Origin of the sequence: Halanaerobium kushneri (genome assembly GCF_900156285.1) — a bacterium.
Lineage (GTDB): Bacteria > Bacillota > Halanaerobiia > Halanaerobiales > Halanaerobiaceae > Halanaerobium > Halanaerobium kushneri.
In genome coordinates this window covers 1-16,534 of the sequence record NZ_FTNC01000007.1, presented here as the reverse complement: position 1 = coordinate 16,534, position 16,534 = coordinate 1, and the positions used below count along the sequence as shown (strand labels likewise).

Below are 16,534 nucleotides of genomic sequence, written 5' to 3'. Positions count from 1 at the left end.
CAAAATTAACCGACCATTACTTTTTCTGTTGGATAATGATATTTTCCTTTTCTTACTCTTTCGCCAAAAGCAAGTGCCAGGGTTAGTGGACCAACTCTACCGGCAAACATAGTAATTGTAATTAAGACTCTACTAATGTCAGATAACTGTCCGGTAATTCCTGTTGAAAGTCCCACTGTACCGAAGGCAGAAACGGTCTCAAATAAAATATCTATAAACTGAAAATCTTCTATCACTAATAAAAGCGTAGTTACAAGTACAACAAGCCCGGCAGCAAGCATTGTAATAGTAAAGGCTTCATAGACAATCTTTTTTTCAAAACGGCGGTTATATACTTCCATATCTTCTTTACCTGTGATCATATTTTTTAAGGTAACAAGCATCACTCCAAAAGTTGTTGTCTTAATACCTCCACCAGTTGAACCGGGAGAAGCTCCGATGAACATCAGGATAATAATTATAAAAAGTGAAGACTGTTTTAAAGCCCCGGTTGGTACTGTGTTAAAACCTGCTGTTCTAGGAGTTACAGATAAAAACATTGCCCCCAGGGTCTTATCAAGCAAGGGCAGACCAGCAAGAGTATTGTCATATTCTAAAACAAAAAAGATTATAAAACCAAAGATAAGTAAAGCTAAAGTAATTAAAAGTACTATTTTAGTCTGCAGAGTTGTTTTTTTAAACTTAACTCTGTTATAAGCTTCTACCATCACTCCAAAACCTATACCACCGAGGATAATTAAAGCCATAATAACAAAGTTAATTGTTATATCACCGGTAAAGTTCTCCAGGCTGTTTCCAAAAAGATCAAAACCAGCATTATTAAACGCAGATATAGCGTGGAAAATAGCCAGATAAATTGCCCTCCCTGTAGGATAATCCTCAACCAGACGGAAAAATAAGATAACTGCAGCAGTTCCTTCAATTGCAAAGGTAAAACCAAGCAAGTACTGGACCAATCTCACCATTCCCGATATCTGATACTGATTTAAATCTTCTTGAATAATTAATCTTTCTTTTAAACTAATCTTCTTCCCAATAATAAAGGCAAATAAGGTAGACATTGACATGATACCCAGTCCACCAATTTGGATTAAAAGCATAATCACTGTTGAGCCAAAATGAGTAAAGGCTTCTTTAGTATTAACAACAATCAAACCTGTGACACAGGTGGCAGAAGTTGCTGTAAAAACTGCATCTATAGCCCCCAGTCCCTGACCATCAGTTGTTGCAACTGGCAGCATTAAAAGTATTGAACCCAGCATGATAATAATAAAATAACCAAAAACTAAGTACTGTGCCGGGGTTAAATTTTTCTTACTGATCTTCATTCTCTCTACTCCTTTCCAGACAAGTATAATAAGTTATATATTTAGAAAAAGCTCTATAAAATCAAAAAAACACTACAGATAGACTGTAGTGCCATAGATAAATTTCACCATATAGAATACATGGTGGCATCAAGTCTGTCCCTTATTTAAAGTCTACGGAGTTAGCTGTCGGGCTAGAAGTAAAGGTCTTCTTCTAAAAATAGATTCGCCCCAAAAAAGTGGGTCCCCCGCTCTCAGATGAGATTAGACAACAGAAATATTTTCTTTTCCTATATTAAAACACATTATAATAATATTGTCAAATATGATTCAAAATATCTTCTATTGCTATTTTAAGTTGTGGTATTTTATTTTCAATTACATTCCAAACTATTTCTAAGTCAACACCAAAATAGTCATGGATTAATATATCTCTAAGGCCAGCAATTTTTCTCCATTCTAAATCAGGATATTCCTCACGAATATCAGCAGGTATGTTTTTAACAGCTTCACCTATAATTTCAAGGTTTCTTAGAATAGCATCTTGAACCATCTCTTTTTCTTTAAATTCTTCAAATGACATATCACCTGAATAGTTCTGAACTTTATTTGTTGAATTTAAAATGTCCTTTAAATATACTTCAGGCCTGCGCATATTTAGCACTTCCTAGAATATCTTTCTTTAACTCTTCTTTTATGGCATCTTTAATCACAAGATCTACATCCTTATTTAAATTATCCTCAAGATAAAATTTTAGTTCCATATAATTATCAAAGGTCTTTTCTCCTTCTTTAAATTCAACAAGCAGATCAATATCACTATTATTAGTAGCCTGACCACTAGCATAAGAGCCAAATAAGGCAATGCTTTTAACTCCAAATCTATTTAAAATACTTCTGTTTCTTTGTAGAAATTCAATAATCTTTTGAGCTGTCATAATATCGACCTCCTATTTTGTTCTAGTTCTATTATATCATAAAGACATGAGTATAAAAACAAAAACCCTCAGAATAGCTCCATTACTAACTAAAAAACGAAGGTTCTCTGAGGGTAATTCATCTCCAATTGAGATACTAATTTTATTCAATTTTCCACCGTGATTTCACCGCAGTGAGCCTCAGCCACCGTTAAATACCGCAGTAAAATATACATTTATTTACAACTATATGGGATATTTCCAACACTAGATAGCTGTTATGACAGGGATTATAAGAAAAGATGCTAATATAAGGAACTTCGACAAAACTCTCCGAAGCCTTGAGCATAGGTTCGACTCCTACCGGGGGCACCATTTGTTATATAAGGTAAAAAAATAACCAGACACTATGTCTAGACTTCAGGCCTGCGCATATTTAGCACTTCCTAAAATATCTGCCTTTAACTCTTCTTTTAAGGCATCTTTAATCACAAGATCTACATCTTTATTTAAATTATCCTCAAGATAAAATTTTAGATTCATATAATTATCAAAGGTTTTTTCTCCTTCTTTAAATTCAACAAGCAGACCAATCTCACTATTATTAAATTTATCCAGAACTGCTAATTTATCAACCACTCTTTTTTCCTGGTCCGAATGAGCTTCTATTGCTTCTAATAGGATCCAACAGTCGGGATATTCATCTCTAATATTTTTCCATTTCATATTGAAATCCTTTCTTTATTAATTTCTGCTTCTATTATATCATAAATACATAAGTATAAAAACAAAAACCCCAGAAAAGCTCCATCAATAACTGAACAAAATGAAGTTTCTCTGAGGGTAAATCATCTCCAATTGAGATGCGAGTTTTATTCAAATATTTCTTTATACAGACTTGTAGCAAAAATTGTTTTTACGATAGATTTCTCTGTTCAAACCTATAAATGGCTTCTAATACAACTTTTATCTCATTCTCCCAGCCCTTGATTAAGCCTTCGTTTTCTGTTTCATAAATAACATCATTTGTTACAAGATTCCCTGAAACCGCTGAAATCATCGCTCCTCTTTTCTTTCTTTTATGACAGACAGTATAAATAGCTGAACTTTCCATCTCCACATTCAGTATTCCTAAATCAGAAAGCTTTTTAAGCCAGGCTTCATCTTCACCATAAAAAGCATCATCTGTCGCATTAATACCATAATGATAATTATAACCTAATTCTTCTGCCATTTCAGCAGTAGTATCCAAAATAGTTCTTGTCAATTCAAAATCTGGTACTGCAGGAAAAACATCAGGAACATAAAATTTTGAAGTACCTTCATTTTTCATTGACCCTGTAGAAACAATAAGATCTCCAATTTTAGGTTCCGGTTGTAAAGCTGCTGTACTACCAATTCTAATTAAACACTCCACCCCAATATTAATCAACTCTTCAGCGGCAATCGAGGCTGAAGGACAGCCCATTCCTGTTGAAGTAACTGATATCTTAACCCCTTTATAAAACCCCGTAAAAGTTCTATGTTCTCGATGATCTGCTTTTAACTCAGCATCATCTAAATATTTTGCTACTCTATCAGCTCTTGCAGGATCTCCTGGCAATAGAACATATTTACCTATATCTCCTGGTTTTAGATGAATATGATACTGTTTTTTCCCTTCCGTTCTTTCCTGTTTATTAGTTAAGCTCATAATTATTACCTCCCATATATTATAGCAAACCTGCTTTTTTCATTAAAATTTCAGCCTGTTTTTTAGAATTATTCAAAATAGTCTTTTTGCTTAGTTTTAAGAAATTACCATCTTGCATAATAAATTCCCCATTGATAATTACATCCAGAACTTCTTTTCCTGAAGCTGAATATGCAATCGCAGAATAAATATTATCAAGATAATTATAATGAACCGGATTCAAATTAACAGAGTTAAGATCAATACTTATAAGATCAGCTTTTTTTCCAATTTCAAGTGAACCTAACTGATCTTCTAAACCAATAGCTTTTGCTCCATTTTTTGTTACAAATTCTACAGCCTCTTTTGCTTTAATAAAAGTTGCATCTTCATTGAACTGTTTTTGTAACAAAACCCCTGTTTTTAAATCTCGTAACAAATCCAAAGAATTATTGCTCTGAGCCCCATCTGTTCCAACAGTTATTAATAATCCTTTTTCGACCATAGCCTTCATCGGCATGATACCTGAAACCAATTTCAGATTACTGATCGGATTATAACTTACAGCTATTTCTTTATGCTTAAAGGTTTGAAGATCCTGTTCATTTAAATGGATACAGTGAGCAGCAATGACCTTATTATCCAAAATACCTGTTTGTTTTAAAAACTGAGTTGGGGTAACACCATATTTTTCTTGAATCTCTCTATTTTCATCAACTGTTTCAGAAATATGGATATGCACCAGAACATCTTTTTCTTTGGCGAATTCACCTACCTCTTCTAACAAATTTTGTTCACAGCTATAAGGTGCATGGGGTCCAATAGCAGGATAAATATTTGTTTCCCCAGACCTAAGCTGGTATTTTTTAATAAAATTTCTGGCAGCATGAAAGGTATTCTTAGTTTCGGCTGTTTTACCACTAAAAACAGATGGTGCTAAAACTGCCCTGATACCAGTATCTACTACTGCCCTGGCAATATCTTCAGCAAAATAATACTGATCAACAAAAGTTGTAATTCCATTTTCTATATATTCAAGAGCACACATCGCAGCTCCCCAGTAAGCAGCTTCTGGACTTAAATGTTTCTCAGCTGGCCAGATGACGTTATTTAGCCAATCCATTAATTTTAAATCATCAGCCATACCTCTAAATAAAGGTGAGACACTGTGTGAATGAGTGTTAATTAAACCAGGCATCAGTAATTTATCTTTTAAAGAATATATTTTACCTTCTGCATCAATTTCACTGCTCTGACCAATTTTTTTAATACAATCATTTTCTATAACTATTCTTCCTGTATTAATTAATGGTTGGTTATCGTCCATAGTTAAAATCACTGCATCCGTTAAAGTATAAATATTATTCATCAATCTCACCAAGCGCTTCCGGTGCTCTTGTCTTTCTGCCTGCACCAACCAGCACTGCCAGTGTAAGAATATATGGTAGCGACTGGATAAACTGATCAGGAATATTATAACCAATCATATTAAAACGAATAGCCTGAGCAAAGGAAAAAATTAAACTTGCAACAAATGAACCTAAAGGATTCCAGCCTCCAAAAATATTAGCGGCAAGTGCCATATAACCTCTTCCAGCAGTCATATTCTGTACAAATAAACTATTCTGCACTAAAGAAAGAAAAGCACCACCAAGGCCGGCTAAAAGGCCACTTAACATAACACAAGTATATCTATACTTAGTAACATTAATCCCTGAAATTCTTGCTGCTCTCGGATGATCTCCAATTGCACGTAAATTAAGACCAATATTGGTTTTAAAAAGAATATACCAGCTTAAAATTACAACTATTAACATAAAATAGGTAAGTGGTGACTGATCAGTAAAAAGCCAATCTATAAGTGGAATTTCCTTTAAAATAGGAATTGAAACATCAGATAAGTTATTTACCTCACCTGACATCCCCTCTTTTCCCCAGATTACTTTAATCATTGTTGTAGTAAAGCCCATAGCAAGAATATTAATTCCAACACCCGTAACTACCTGATTAGCCTTATATTTTATTGTTAATACAGCATGTATACTTCCAATTATTAAGCCAGCCAGGCAGGCAAAAATCACACCAAACCAAGGAGAACCTGTCAAAAAAGAACCATATACTGCTCCAAATGCACCAGTCAGCATCATACCCTCAAGTCCAATATTTATAATTCCACTGCGTTCAGACAAAGTTCCTCCTATAGCTGCCAGAGCAATTGGGACAGCCAACCTTAATGTCAGTGGTATAAGATCAAAATTCAAAACATTAAATATTTCCATTATTGGCTCTCCCTCCTCTTAAGAATAGATCTAATTATCTCTGGTGCAGCTACAAAAAGAATAACTAAACCTTGAATAACTATTACTAAGTCATTAGATATTTCAGTAACTCTATCCATTTTAAGAGCACCCGTTTCAAGGGCTCCAAACAGAAGAGCAGTTAATATTACTCCCAAGGGATGGTTTCTACCTAAAACTGCTACAGCAATACCAGTAAAACCATATCCAGGAGAAAAGCCGTCAATAAATCTCTCATATACACCCAAAGACTGTGTTACACCAGCCAAAGCAGCTAGTCCTCCACTGATTGCCATAGCTAGAGATATATTTTTCTTAATATTAATCCCACCTGATTCAGCAGTAGTTGGATTTTCTCCCACAGCTCTGATTTCATAACCAATATCTGTTTTCCAGAGTAAAAAATACACTGCTAGGGCAGCAATAACTGCCACAATTAAACCAGCTGAAAGTTGTGTTTTGGGAATTAATTTAGGTAATATTGCTGCAGTAGGAATTATATCAGTCTGGGCAACCCAACCTTCTGCCTTAAAAGGGTAATTTACTAAATATGAAGTTATATTTATACCTATATAATTCATCATTACAGTAACAACAACTTCATGGGTACCAAATTGTGCTTTAAGAAACCCAGGAATTCCTCCCCAAATCATACCAGAGATAATTCCTCCAAGTATTGCTACAGGTAGCAGAATAAAAGCTGGCAAAAAAGAAAACTTTAGTGCTGTCAACACACTAAAAAATGCACCTAAATATAACTGTCCTTCAGCTCCTATATTAAATAATCCACAGCGAAAAGCGACAGCAACAGCAAGACCTGTAAATATTAAAGGAATTGTTTTGGTCAAGGTATTTGCTATATTACTTACTGATCCAAAAGCACCATCAAACATTACTGTAAATGCCTGAAGAGGTGAACTACCAATTAAAAATATTAAAAACGCACCAATAATTAGGGCTAATAGGATGGAGAATAAAGATATATATACATCTTTAACTGACTCAGATCTCGAAATACCTCCTATTATATCTTTAAACTTCATTTTCTACCATCTCCCCGGCCATTAACATTCCAATTTCATTTCGTGTAAAGTTCTTTTTATCTTTAAAAGCCATAATTTTACCTTCATATAATACAGCTATTCTGTCACTCAATTTGATTACTTCATTGAGATCAGCTGAGATTAATAGAATTCCCTTATTATCTTCTCTTAAATCAAGTAAAAGATTATGAATATATTCAATTGCTCCAATATCAAGCCCTCTTGTAGGCTGTGCAGCCAGTACAAATTCTGGTTTCTGACTTACTTCTCTTCCTAATACGACTTTTTGCTGATTACCGCCTGATAGATTTTTTAATAATTGTCCACTATTTGGGGTTTTTACATTATAGTCAGAAATTATTTTTTCACTATGTTCTCTTAATTTCTCTTCTTGAATGATATGATTTTTACAAAATGGAGACTTATAATGATAGCCAAGTAAAATATTTTCTTTAATTGTAAAGTTTTTAAACACAGCCCGGTTATGCCTGTCTGATGGTATATAGGCTATTCTCATTTTCTTCCGTTCTTTAGTACTTGTATTAGTAATTTCTTTGTTAGATAAAGAAATATGACCGGTTTCAACCTTTTTTAATCCCATAATCATCTCTTCTAATTCCAGCTGTCCATTGCCTTCAACTCCAGCAACTCCAACTATCTCACCCTGATGAACGCTGAGATCAATAGTTTCACTCCTGTCTGAGAGTAGCTCTAAATTTTTAATCTTCAATATCTCATTTCCAGGGTCTTTTTCTTTGATATCAACTTCAAAATCAACTTCTCTTCCTACCATTAGCTGAGCTAATTTATTGGTATTTGTATTTTCCTTTTTTTCAGTTGAAACTTTTTTACCGTTACGCAAAACAGTTATTCTATCGGCAATCTCCATAGTTTCATTCAGTTTATGTGTTATAAATATAACTGTTTTTCCCTGTTCTCTTAACATATTTAAAATATTATATAGCTCTTCAACCTCACCTGGTGTTAGAACAGCTGTTGGTTCATCAAAAATAATAATTTCAGCGCCACGATATAAAGTCTTTAATATTTCCACCCTTTGTTTCATACCCACAGAGAGGTTTTCAATTTTCTCATCAATATTAATCGCAAAATCATATTTTTCTGCTAATTCATTAATACTTCTTTTATGTTCTTTTTTATTCAATGCAAGCTCATTACTCATACCTAAAATAATATTTTCAAGTACAGTCATTCTGTTAACCAACATAAAATGCTGATGAACCATTCCTAAACCCTTTTCCAATGCTTGCTTCGGACTTTTTATATTAACTTTTTCTCCCTCTAAAAATATTTCTCCATCTTCAGGTTTATATAATCCAAACAGCACATTCATTAGAGTCGTTTTACCCGCACCATTTTCACCTAAAAGACTGTGTATTTCTCCTTTTTCAACATTAAAATTAACCTTGTCATTTGCCATAACTCCAGGAAATTTCTTTGTTATTTTTTTCATTTCTATTGCTAAAGGCATATTTAGTCACTCCATTGAATCTCCGGTAGCTTTTACAAACTACCGGAGATTATAATTTATTAATTTAAGAAACTTTCTACAGCTTCAATTGTATCAGGAACTTCAATTTCGCCTGATTTAATTTTTTCTTTCAAATCTTCAACTTGCTCTATTATTTCTTCTTCTACTTCAACTTCACTGTTCTCACGAGTATAATCAATTCCTCCATCTTTGATACCAAGATTATGAACACCAGGTTCAAAGCTATCATTAAGAACACTCTTAACTGAATCATAAGTTGCAACATCAACTTTTTTCACCATACTGGCTATAATGTAATTTGGTTTAATATGATTTTGATTTGAATTTACTCCTATAGCAAGAAAATCTTCATTTTCTGCTGCCTGGAAAACTCCAAGTCCTGACCCACCTGCAGCATGATAAACAATATCAGCACCACGTCTATTCATGGCCATAGCAATTTCTTTTGCAGTAGTTGGGTCACTCCAGCCACCTACATAATCAACCAGAACTTCTAATTCAGGGTTTACATATTTAGCACCAGCTTCATATCCAGCCACAAATTTTCTGATTAATGGTATGTCCATACCTCCTACAATACCGATTACTTGATCATCATTAAGTTTTGGATTGCTGTTTTGTTTTTCCATCAAACCTGCTAGAGCTCCGACAAGAAATGAACCTTGATGCTCTTTCGATACATAAGAAGCAACGTTTGGCTTATCGACAACCATGTCAATAATTGCAAATTTCTGATCTGGATATTCAGTTGCAATTTTTTCTAAAGCAGAAGCCTGATCAAATCCTACTGTAACAATTAATCCATACTCCCCTGATTTAGCCAAATCACGCTGATAGGTTTCATAATCAGCAATTTCTTTTGGTTCTACATAGTCAAAAGTAATACCAAGTTCTTCTTGAGCTCTTCCCATTCCCTGATAAGTTAGATCATTGAAAGACTGATCTCCCAATCCACCAGTTGCTAGTATTAAGCCAAACTTATCTTCTGCAGCACCTATACTCACTGTCAATGAAAAAACAAAAAACACCACTAATGAAAATAACATGATTTTTTTAAGTCTCACTTTTTACTCCTCCTTTAATTGTTTGAAAAGCAATTTTTGATCACTTTAAATTAAACTCTCTTTGTTAATCACCTCCATATAATTATTTCCTGTTAATATAGAAAGAAAAGTATTCAGATAAAAAATATTGCTTATAAAAAGCTAGGACTTCTCCAGTTGTTTTATATAGGTCTTCTTCAATTAAAATTAGTGGTGTATATTCTCTTATATTCAGTTTATCAGCAATAAAATCACCAGCTTCTGTCAGTAGTATTTCAGATTGAGAATTAGCCACCTTATTGTAAAAAGTACTATCAAGGTAATCCACAAGACTTCTATGATCTTCTATATCTATTTCCTCTTTATTTATATTTTTATAAGGAATAAAAGATATAAAGTACGAGACTGCTTTTTTATCAACCTTATATACTCTTTTTACAACAAGTATTATTTCATGCGCCTGTATTTTTAGCTCTGATTGAAGCATTTTATTAGGAGATTCAAAAAAAACTTCAATATCATCAGTCAATTTCACCTTCCCGCGATTAGCTATATTTAAAATATTACCCTTTTTCTCTAAACCTATTCCAAACATTTTTTTGTTTTGGGAAACAAAATTACCTTTGCCTTGATAGTTATAGATAATACCATCCTCTTGTAATATCAATAGAGCCTGTCTAAGTGTACCTCTGCTAACTCCAAATTGATTAGCAAGTGTATGCTCTCCAGGTAATTTCTGACCTCTCTTAAAATGGCCTTCTTTTATAAGATCAAATAATTTTTCATAAATTATAACATATAACGGACGACTATCAGTTGCTTTTTTGGAAATTTTATCAATTATCTGAATTTTATCCATAAATAACATCTCCAATCATTTGTTGTACATGTTTTATAACTTGTTTAACAAGCTATTAATATATTCTAGGTTTTATAAGAATTTCCTGCAAGAATATTTAAAATAATCTGAAGATAAATCATCTCCAATTGAGAGACTAGACAATTCATTTCTTTAAATATTCATTTGTACTCTAGGGGGTGGGGTGTCAAACGTCGATTTATGATTCTGGTGCAAAAGCTGGTATTAATGTATCTGCTGGTTCTTTCTCAGAATGGCCAAAAGAAGCTGGTCTAGCTGCTACTAGAGATATGGATTTAATCGCTGAATTTGCTAGAACCATGAGAAGTGAATGGAATTCTATTGGTTTAAGAAGTATGTATGGCTACATGGCAGATTTAGCTACAGAGCCTCGCTGGTTCAGAATACATGAAACCTTCACCGAAGATGCCGATCTTGCTGCTGATATTATGACAACGCTAATTGAAAATCTCCAAGGGAAAGAAATAACTAATGACAGTATTGTTCTGACAATGAAACATTTCCCTGGTGGTGGTCCTCAAGAAGGTGGAGGAGATGCTCACTACAACTTTGGTAAAAACCAAGTTTATCCAGCAGATATGTTTGATTATCATGTAAAACCATTTAAAGCCGCAATTGATGCAGGACTAACTTCTGTAATGCCCTATTATGGTATGCCTGTCGATCAGGACTATGAACCAAATGATGTTGGTATGTCCTTCTCTAAGGGGATTATTACAGATCTATTAAGAGGAGAACTAGGATTTACAGGTAATGTTAACTCAGATACAGGTATTATGACTATGACTCCCTGGGGTGTAGAAAACAAAACTATTCCTGAGCGCATGGAAATGTCTGTAAAGGCTGGTGTTGATGTGCTTTCAGGATTTAATGATAACAGTGTTATTATTGATTTAGTAGAAAATGGAAAGCTTAGCGAAGAAAGAGTTAATACATCTGTAAAGAGACTTTTAACTGAACAGTTTGAACTCGGTCTTTTTGAAAATCCTTATGTTGATCCTGATCGCGCTTCCTATTTAGTTGGAAATAGAGCATATCAAAGAAAAGCTGAAGAAGCTCAGCGTAAATCAATAGTTATGCTTGAAAACAAAGATCAAATATTACCTATAGAACAGCCCTCGGAAGCTGAAAGCTGGGTTGTATCACCTTCTTTAGAAGATATTAATCAAATAATGGACGAAGTTGGAGCAGAAAACACCATTCTTTCAATTTACTTTCGTCAGCCATTTGTTATTGATAAAGCAAGTGGTCTAAGAGATGCAGGTGCCTTACTTGCTACTTTTGGAGTTCGTGATGCAGCAGTTATGAATATTATCACTGGAAACTATATTCCACAGGGTAAACTTCCATTTGCTTCTGACACTGCCGGTCAAAACCGCTGGAAATCCCCTCAACCTGTTAAATCCTGGTCAGGAGTTAAGAAAACAACTAAATGGGGAGATGGAGCATATCAAACTCCTCCCAGCAAGCCAGGGGAAAGTTTTTATGGTACCGAATTTTACTATGATGATAATTACATACCTGAATTTAGTGAAAACGGTCTAAATTTAAACATTTATACTCCAGCTGAGTCTCCAAATGTTGGTTTGCCAGTTCTATATTATATCCATGGTGGAGGAAATAATCACGGCTATAATTCTAAAGTTGAATTTGAAGCCTCAAAATTGGCTGAAAAGGGGATTGTTGTAGTTGAAGTACAATATAGACTCGGTGCTTTAGGATTTCTTGCTCTTGAAGAAGCTGCAGCTGAAAATGAACACGGATCTACTGGTAACTATGCAATTCTCGATTTAATTAAAGGGCTAGAATGGGTTCAAGACAATATAAATGAATTTGGTGGAAATCCAAGTGAAGTTACAATCGCTGGTCAATCGGCTGGTGCTTTTAATGTAACAGCTCTACTTCGTTCACCCTTAGCTGATGGTTTATATAGAGCAGCAATAATCCAAAGCGGTTTTGATGGGCTTCTTACCGAGCCTCAAAAATCAAGATTTATGAAATATCAAACTTTAGATGAAAGTATTGAGTCTGGTAAAAAAGCTATTAAAGAAGCATTTGGTAAAGAAATGTCATTAACTGAATTACGTGAACTTCCTGTTACAGCATTTGTAGAAAACAAACTGGATAATGGCAGCGATTTGCTCTCTTCAATAACAAATTTTACTATTGATGGTTATGTATTCACAGAAGAGTCAATTGATTTAAGAAAAAAAGGTGCTTTAGATGATATTGATATAATGATTGGTGGGACAAGTGACGAAATGACTTCATTATTTGGAAATCCAGAAGGTAAAATGCCAGTTAATAATTTTGAAGAAACAATTATTAACCAATATGGAAGTAAAGGATTAAAGGCATATAATCCAGAAAGTGAAAAAGAAGCTTATAAAATGAACTGGAGAATAATGAGCGACCTAGCTTTCCAAAAGTATATTATATCGGCTAAATATGCTAAAGAAAATAATGAAAATATGAATGCTTATGTATACTATTTCAACCACTTCCCACCAGGTAGAAATTCTGACTTTTATGGTGCTTTTCACTCTTCAGAACTTTGGTATTCTTTCTATTCACTTAGAAATGTTGAAGGACAAAGAAATTGGACAGAAAAAGATCACAATTTAGCAGACGAGATTTCTTCTTATTTTGTTAATTTTATTAAAACAGGAAACCCAAATGGAGCAGACTTAGCTAATTGGAATGAATGCAGTAATAAAACAGGTGAAAACTTTATGCACTGGCATGATGGAAAATCAGAAAATGCTTTAAACACTAATTATCCACTAAGAGATAAAGTTAACAAAGAGTTAGTTGAAAAAATATATAAAATTAACAACTAAAAACCAAATCTAAACCCCCAGAAGAGCTTCAAAAATGAAGCTCTTCTGGGGGTAATTCCTCTTTAATCGAGAGGCCAATCTTATTCGACTTTTTACCGTCATTTTACAGCTGTTTTGATCCTTAAAATTAAATAACTAACTTGATAAAGTTGCCGGCAGGATCTTCTGTAAATATGTCGTTTTCCTTTTCAATAATTTTATATCCCAGCTTTTTTAAATTTTCTATACTCTCATTTATCGTTTTCTGATCAGGAAATTTTATTATATAATATGACATCCCAGCTGCATTTTCTGGCTGTGGATCTGCTCCAACCCCATTCCAAGTATTCAATCCTATATGGTGATGATAGCCTCCGGTTGATAAGAATAGAGCTGACCTCCCCATTTTCTGGATAAGATTAAAACCCAATCCCTGAACATAAAATTCTTCTGCCTTTTCTAAATTACCAACATGAAGATGGATATGACCTATTTTTGCTTTTTTAGGAATACCATCCCATACTCTATCACCTGCTTCATCCAATATATCCTCATAATCTAAAGGATCAGTTATCATTTCTATCTGACCATTTTTTCGATTCCATTCACTGCTGTCTAAATCAGAATAAACTTCAATTCCATTATCATCTGGATCTTTAAGATATATTGCTTCACTTACACCATGATCTGTCCCTCCTGTAATTTCATAATTATTTTCTCTCAAGTTTTTAATAAATAATCCCAGCTGAAATCTCTCAGGGAGCAAAATTGCAAAGTGATATAAGCCTTTTCGCTTTGGTAGTTTTTTAATTATATTAGCGTAAGAAGTTAAAGTAATAATAGGGGTTGATCCATCAGCTGTTAATAAAACTTTATTTGCTGTTTTTTCTAAAACATCAAAGCCCAATATTTTCTGATAAAAATCCAGTGATTTATTTAAATCTCTGACTTTTAGTACAATTTGTTTGACATATTTATTTTTTTGCTTATGAAATTCTTTCATTCTATCATTCCTCTCTTTTAGAAAATCAACTTGCGCTGTTCTTTAAAAAATCAAGAGCAAACTGCACATGTAATGCGGTACCATATTTCATATAATCTTCATCAATCTTAAACTTTTCATGATGGGGAAAATAAACAGCTTCTTTTTCCTCATTTCTATATCCGATAAATGCGTATACTCCTTTAGCATGCTTAAAATAATAAGCCATATCTTCTGATCCCATATATTTAGGTATAGTTTTATTTCTACCTTTTCCAAAAACTTTTGCTGCAGATTGAGCTGCTAAAACTGTTAAGCTTTCATCATTATAAAGGCTGGGAGTGCCATCTTCTATTCTTATATCCACCTTAAGTTCATAAGCATCTGCAATTGCTTTCGCGTGCCTTTTTATTGCCTGATGAGCTTTTTTCCTGACCTCAGAATCAAAATATCTCATAGTGATATCAAGTTCTGTATATTTAGCAACAACATTTGCTTTTGTTCCTCCAACAAATTTACCAACTGAAAGAACTAATGGCTTTTGCGCATCGATATTTTTAGTTACTATTCCCTGCAGATCTGTGACAAAAGTACAAGCAGGATAAATGGTGTCTTTAGCTCGATGTGGAGCTGATCCATGACCTGATACACCTTCAAACTTAACATAAATAGTGTCACTACCTGCCATTCTATATCCTGGTTCAATATTAACATAACCAGTTTCTAGTTCTGGCATTCCATGCATACCAAAACAGGCATCAACTTCCTCCATCCCCCCAGCTTTTATTATTTCTTTAGCACCTAAAAATGTTTCTTCACCTTCCTGAAAGAAAAATTTAATTTCTCCAACTATTTCATCTCTCATTCCAGACAGAATTTTTGCGGCACCTAGTAGCATGGCAGTATGAGCATCATGTCCACAGGCATGCATAATTCCAGATTTTTGTGATTTAAAATCCAAATCTGCCTCCTCTTTTATTGGCAGAGCATCCATATCTCCCCTTAAAGCTATAGTTTTTCCACTTTTTTTGCCCTTTAGAGTAGCTATTAATGATGTATTTCCAACTTTCCTGTACTCAATCTCCATTTTTTCTAATTCATTTATTATTTTAGCCTGAGTTTGATATTCCTCACTGCTGAGTTCAGGATTTTTATGTAAATCTCTTCTAAAATTAATAATATAGTTTTCAATTGATTTAGCTTTTTCCAGTATATCTGACATAAAAACATCCTTTCTATTATAATTAAGCCTCTTTTGAAACTTTCTTTAAATGTATATCTTTTTTAATACAAAATAGCCTGATTAAAAAAGTTACTGCAAAAGCAGTATACAAAGCCGCACTATTACCAATAGTTCGATAAGTTATAATAAAGAAAACTGATCCAATTACAGCAGCTACCGCATAGACTTCTTTGTGAAACACATAAGGTATTTCATTTGCAAATAAGTCTCGCAGTGTACCCCCACCTGTCCCGGTCATTACTGCTAAAACTATAATAATAAATGGTTGGGTATAACCATTATTAACTGCTACATCTGAGCCAATTGCAGTAAATGCAGCCAGACCAACAGCATCAAAAATATTTAAGATTTGATTAAAACGAATAATCTTTTTATAAAATAAAATAACTATCAAGGCTGATAAAATACTAATTATAAGATAAATTGGGTTAGCAAGTGAAACCGGTAAATTCTTATTAATTAAACCTGAATTATTCATAGCAACCACAAAATAAATTTTTCCTTTTATTTAACTCTAAAATCATCTGATTTAAGAACTTAAAAATATTTTTTTGAGTTGAATTCTTAAAAAAGATCTGTTTTTGGTATTATGGTAAAAATTACTATTAAAATCGGGTATAGATATCCCCTGTTCTTCCTTTTTGTCTTTAAAACTTTACAGGCCCTATATGTTAAGGTAGTTTAGTATTCAGGTTCAGATAAATCCCAAACCCTGTATATTATCCAGTACCTTAAAGAATAATTCTTTGTTGGGACAGCCTTCTGCCAGTTTGTAATAAATATATCTGCCTGTTTTTACTATTCTGGCTGCTATTTTA

14 protein-coding genes, 1 pseudogene and 1 riboswitch are annotated in these 16,534 nt (G+C 33.6%); of the genes and pseudogenes, 1 reads left to right on the top strand and 14 read right to left on the bottom strand.

Annotated features, from left to right (window positions below):
- Nucleotides 1–5 precede the first annotated feature (5 nt).
- From BW929_RS06135 to BW929_RS06085, 11 genes are all read right to left on the bottom strand, one after another.
- Nucleotides 6–1,328, bottom strand: coding sequence for a TrkH family potassium uptake protein (locus BW929_RS06135; RefSeq protein ID WP_076544496.1), 1,323 nt, complete (start codon nucleotides 1,326–1,328; stop codon nucleotides 6–8).
- A 135-nt stretch (nucleotides 1,329–1,463) separates the two neighbouring features.
- Nucleotides 1,464–1,588, bottom strand: a riboswitch (cyclic di-AMP (ydaO/yuaA leader).
- A gap of 38 nt (nucleotides 1,589–1,626) precedes the next feature.
- Nucleotides 1,627–1,962 (bottom strand): HepT-like ribonuclease domain-containing protein, encoded by a 336-nt coding sequence (locus BW929_RS06130; protein ID WP_076544495.1) that lies wholly within the window; start codon nucleotides 1,960–1,962, stop codon nucleotides 1,627–1,629.
- Entirely contained in the window at nucleotides 1,949–2,245 is a 297-nt protein-coding gene (locus BW929_RS06125) for a nucleotidyltransferase family protein (RefSeq protein WP_076544494.1), read from the bottom strand. The genes BW929_RS06130 and BW929_RS06125 overlap by 14 nt, the downstream gene beginning before the upstream one ends.
- Before the next feature lie 399 nt (nucleotides 2,246–2,644).
- Nucleotides 2,645–2,950, bottom strand: coding sequence for a nucleotidyltransferase family protein (locus tag BW929_RS06120; protein WP_200805225.1), 306 nt, complete (start codon nucleotides 2,948–2,950; stop codon nucleotides 2,645–2,647).
- A gap of 190 nt (nucleotides 2,951–3,140) precedes the next feature.
- Complete coding sequence (locus tag BW929_RS06115) at nucleotides 3,141–3,917, bottom strand: nucleoside phosphorylase (RefSeq protein WP_076544493.1); 777 nt, start codon at nucleotides 3,915–3,917, stop codon at nucleotides 3,141–3,143.
- A gap of 19 nt (nucleotides 3,918–3,936) precedes the next feature.
- On the bottom strand, nucleotides 3,937–5,265 hold the full coding sequence (locus BW929_RS06110) for an amidohydrolase (protein ID WP_084566114.1): 1,329 nt from the start codon (nucleotides 5,263–5,265) through the stop codon (nucleotides 3,937–3,939).
- On the bottom strand, nucleotides 5,258–6,175 hold the full coding sequence (locus tag BW929_RS06105; protein ID WP_076544492.1) for an ABC transporter permease: 918 nt from the start codon (nucleotides 6,173–6,175) through the stop codon (nucleotides 5,258–5,260). Before BW929_RS06105 ends, BW929_RS06110 begins: the two co-directional genes overlap by 8 nt.
- Nucleotides 6,175–7,236 carry an ABC transporter permease gene (locus BW929_RS06100; protein WP_076544491.1) on the bottom strand — a complete coding sequence of 354 codons (1,062 nt, stop codon included), beginning with the start codon at nucleotides 7,234–7,236 and terminating at the stop codon, nucleotides 6,175–6,177. The genes BW929_RS06105 and BW929_RS06100 overlap by 1 nt, the downstream gene beginning before the upstream one ends.
- The gene (locus tag BW929_RS06095; RefSeq protein WP_076544490.1) at nucleotides 7,226–8,728 is read right to left on the bottom strand and encodes an ABC transporter ATP-binding protein; all 1,503 of its coding nucleotides are present in this window, start codon (nucleotides 8,726–8,728) and stop codon (nucleotides 7,226–7,228) included. Before BW929_RS06095 ends, BW929_RS06100 begins: the two co-directional genes overlap by 11 nt.
- A gap of 59 nt (nucleotides 8,729–8,787) precedes the next feature.
- On the bottom strand, nucleotides 8,788–9,813 hold the full coding sequence (locus BW929_RS06090) for a BMP family lipoprotein (RefSeq protein WP_143414017.1): 1,026 nt from the start codon (nucleotides 9,811–9,813) through the stop codon (nucleotides 8,788–8,790).
- Nucleotides 9,814–9,895: 82 nt separating this feature from the next.
- The gene (locus BW929_RS06085) at nucleotides 9,896–10,651 is read right to left on the bottom strand and encodes a GntR family transcriptional regulator (RefSeq protein ID WP_076544489.1); all 756 of its coding nucleotides are present in this window, start codon (nucleotides 10,649–10,651) and stop codon (nucleotides 9,896–9,898) included.
- Between the two features lie 203 nt (nucleotides 10,652–10,854).
- On the opposite strand from BW929_RS06085, the pseudogene BW929_RS06080 reads away from it, so the two are divergent.
- A pseudogene (locus BW929_RS06080) lies at nucleotides 10,855–13,512 on the top strand (carboxylesterase family protein); the annotation flags it as partial.
- A 127-nt stretch (nucleotides 13,513–13,639) separates the two neighbouring features.
- On the opposite strand, the gene BW929_RS06075 reads toward BW929_RS06080, so the two are convergent.
- The 3 genes from BW929_RS06075 to BW929_RS06065 are packed head-to-tail and all read right to left on the bottom strand — an operon-like array spanning nucleotide 13,640 to nucleotide 16,194.
- Nucleotides 13,640–14,494 (bottom strand): VOC family protein, encoded by an 855-nt coding sequence (locus BW929_RS06075; protein ID WP_076544487.1) that lies wholly within the window; start codon nucleotides 14,492–14,494, stop codon nucleotides 13,640–13,642.
- Nucleotides 14,495–14,519: 25 nt separating this feature from the next.
- Nucleotides 14,520–15,695, bottom strand: a complete 1,176-nt coding sequence (locus BW929_RS06070) for an amidohydrolase (protein ID WP_076544486.1) — start codon at nucleotides 15,693–15,695, stop codon at nucleotides 14,520–14,522.
- A 22-nt stretch (nucleotides 15,696–15,717) separates the two neighbouring features.
- Nucleotides 15,718–16,194, bottom strand: a complete 477-nt coding sequence (locus BW929_RS06065) for a trimeric intracellular cation channel family protein (protein WP_076544614.1) — start codon at nucleotides 16,192–16,194, stop codon at nucleotides 15,718–15,720.
- Nucleotides 16,195–16,534: the final 340 nt, after the last annotated feature.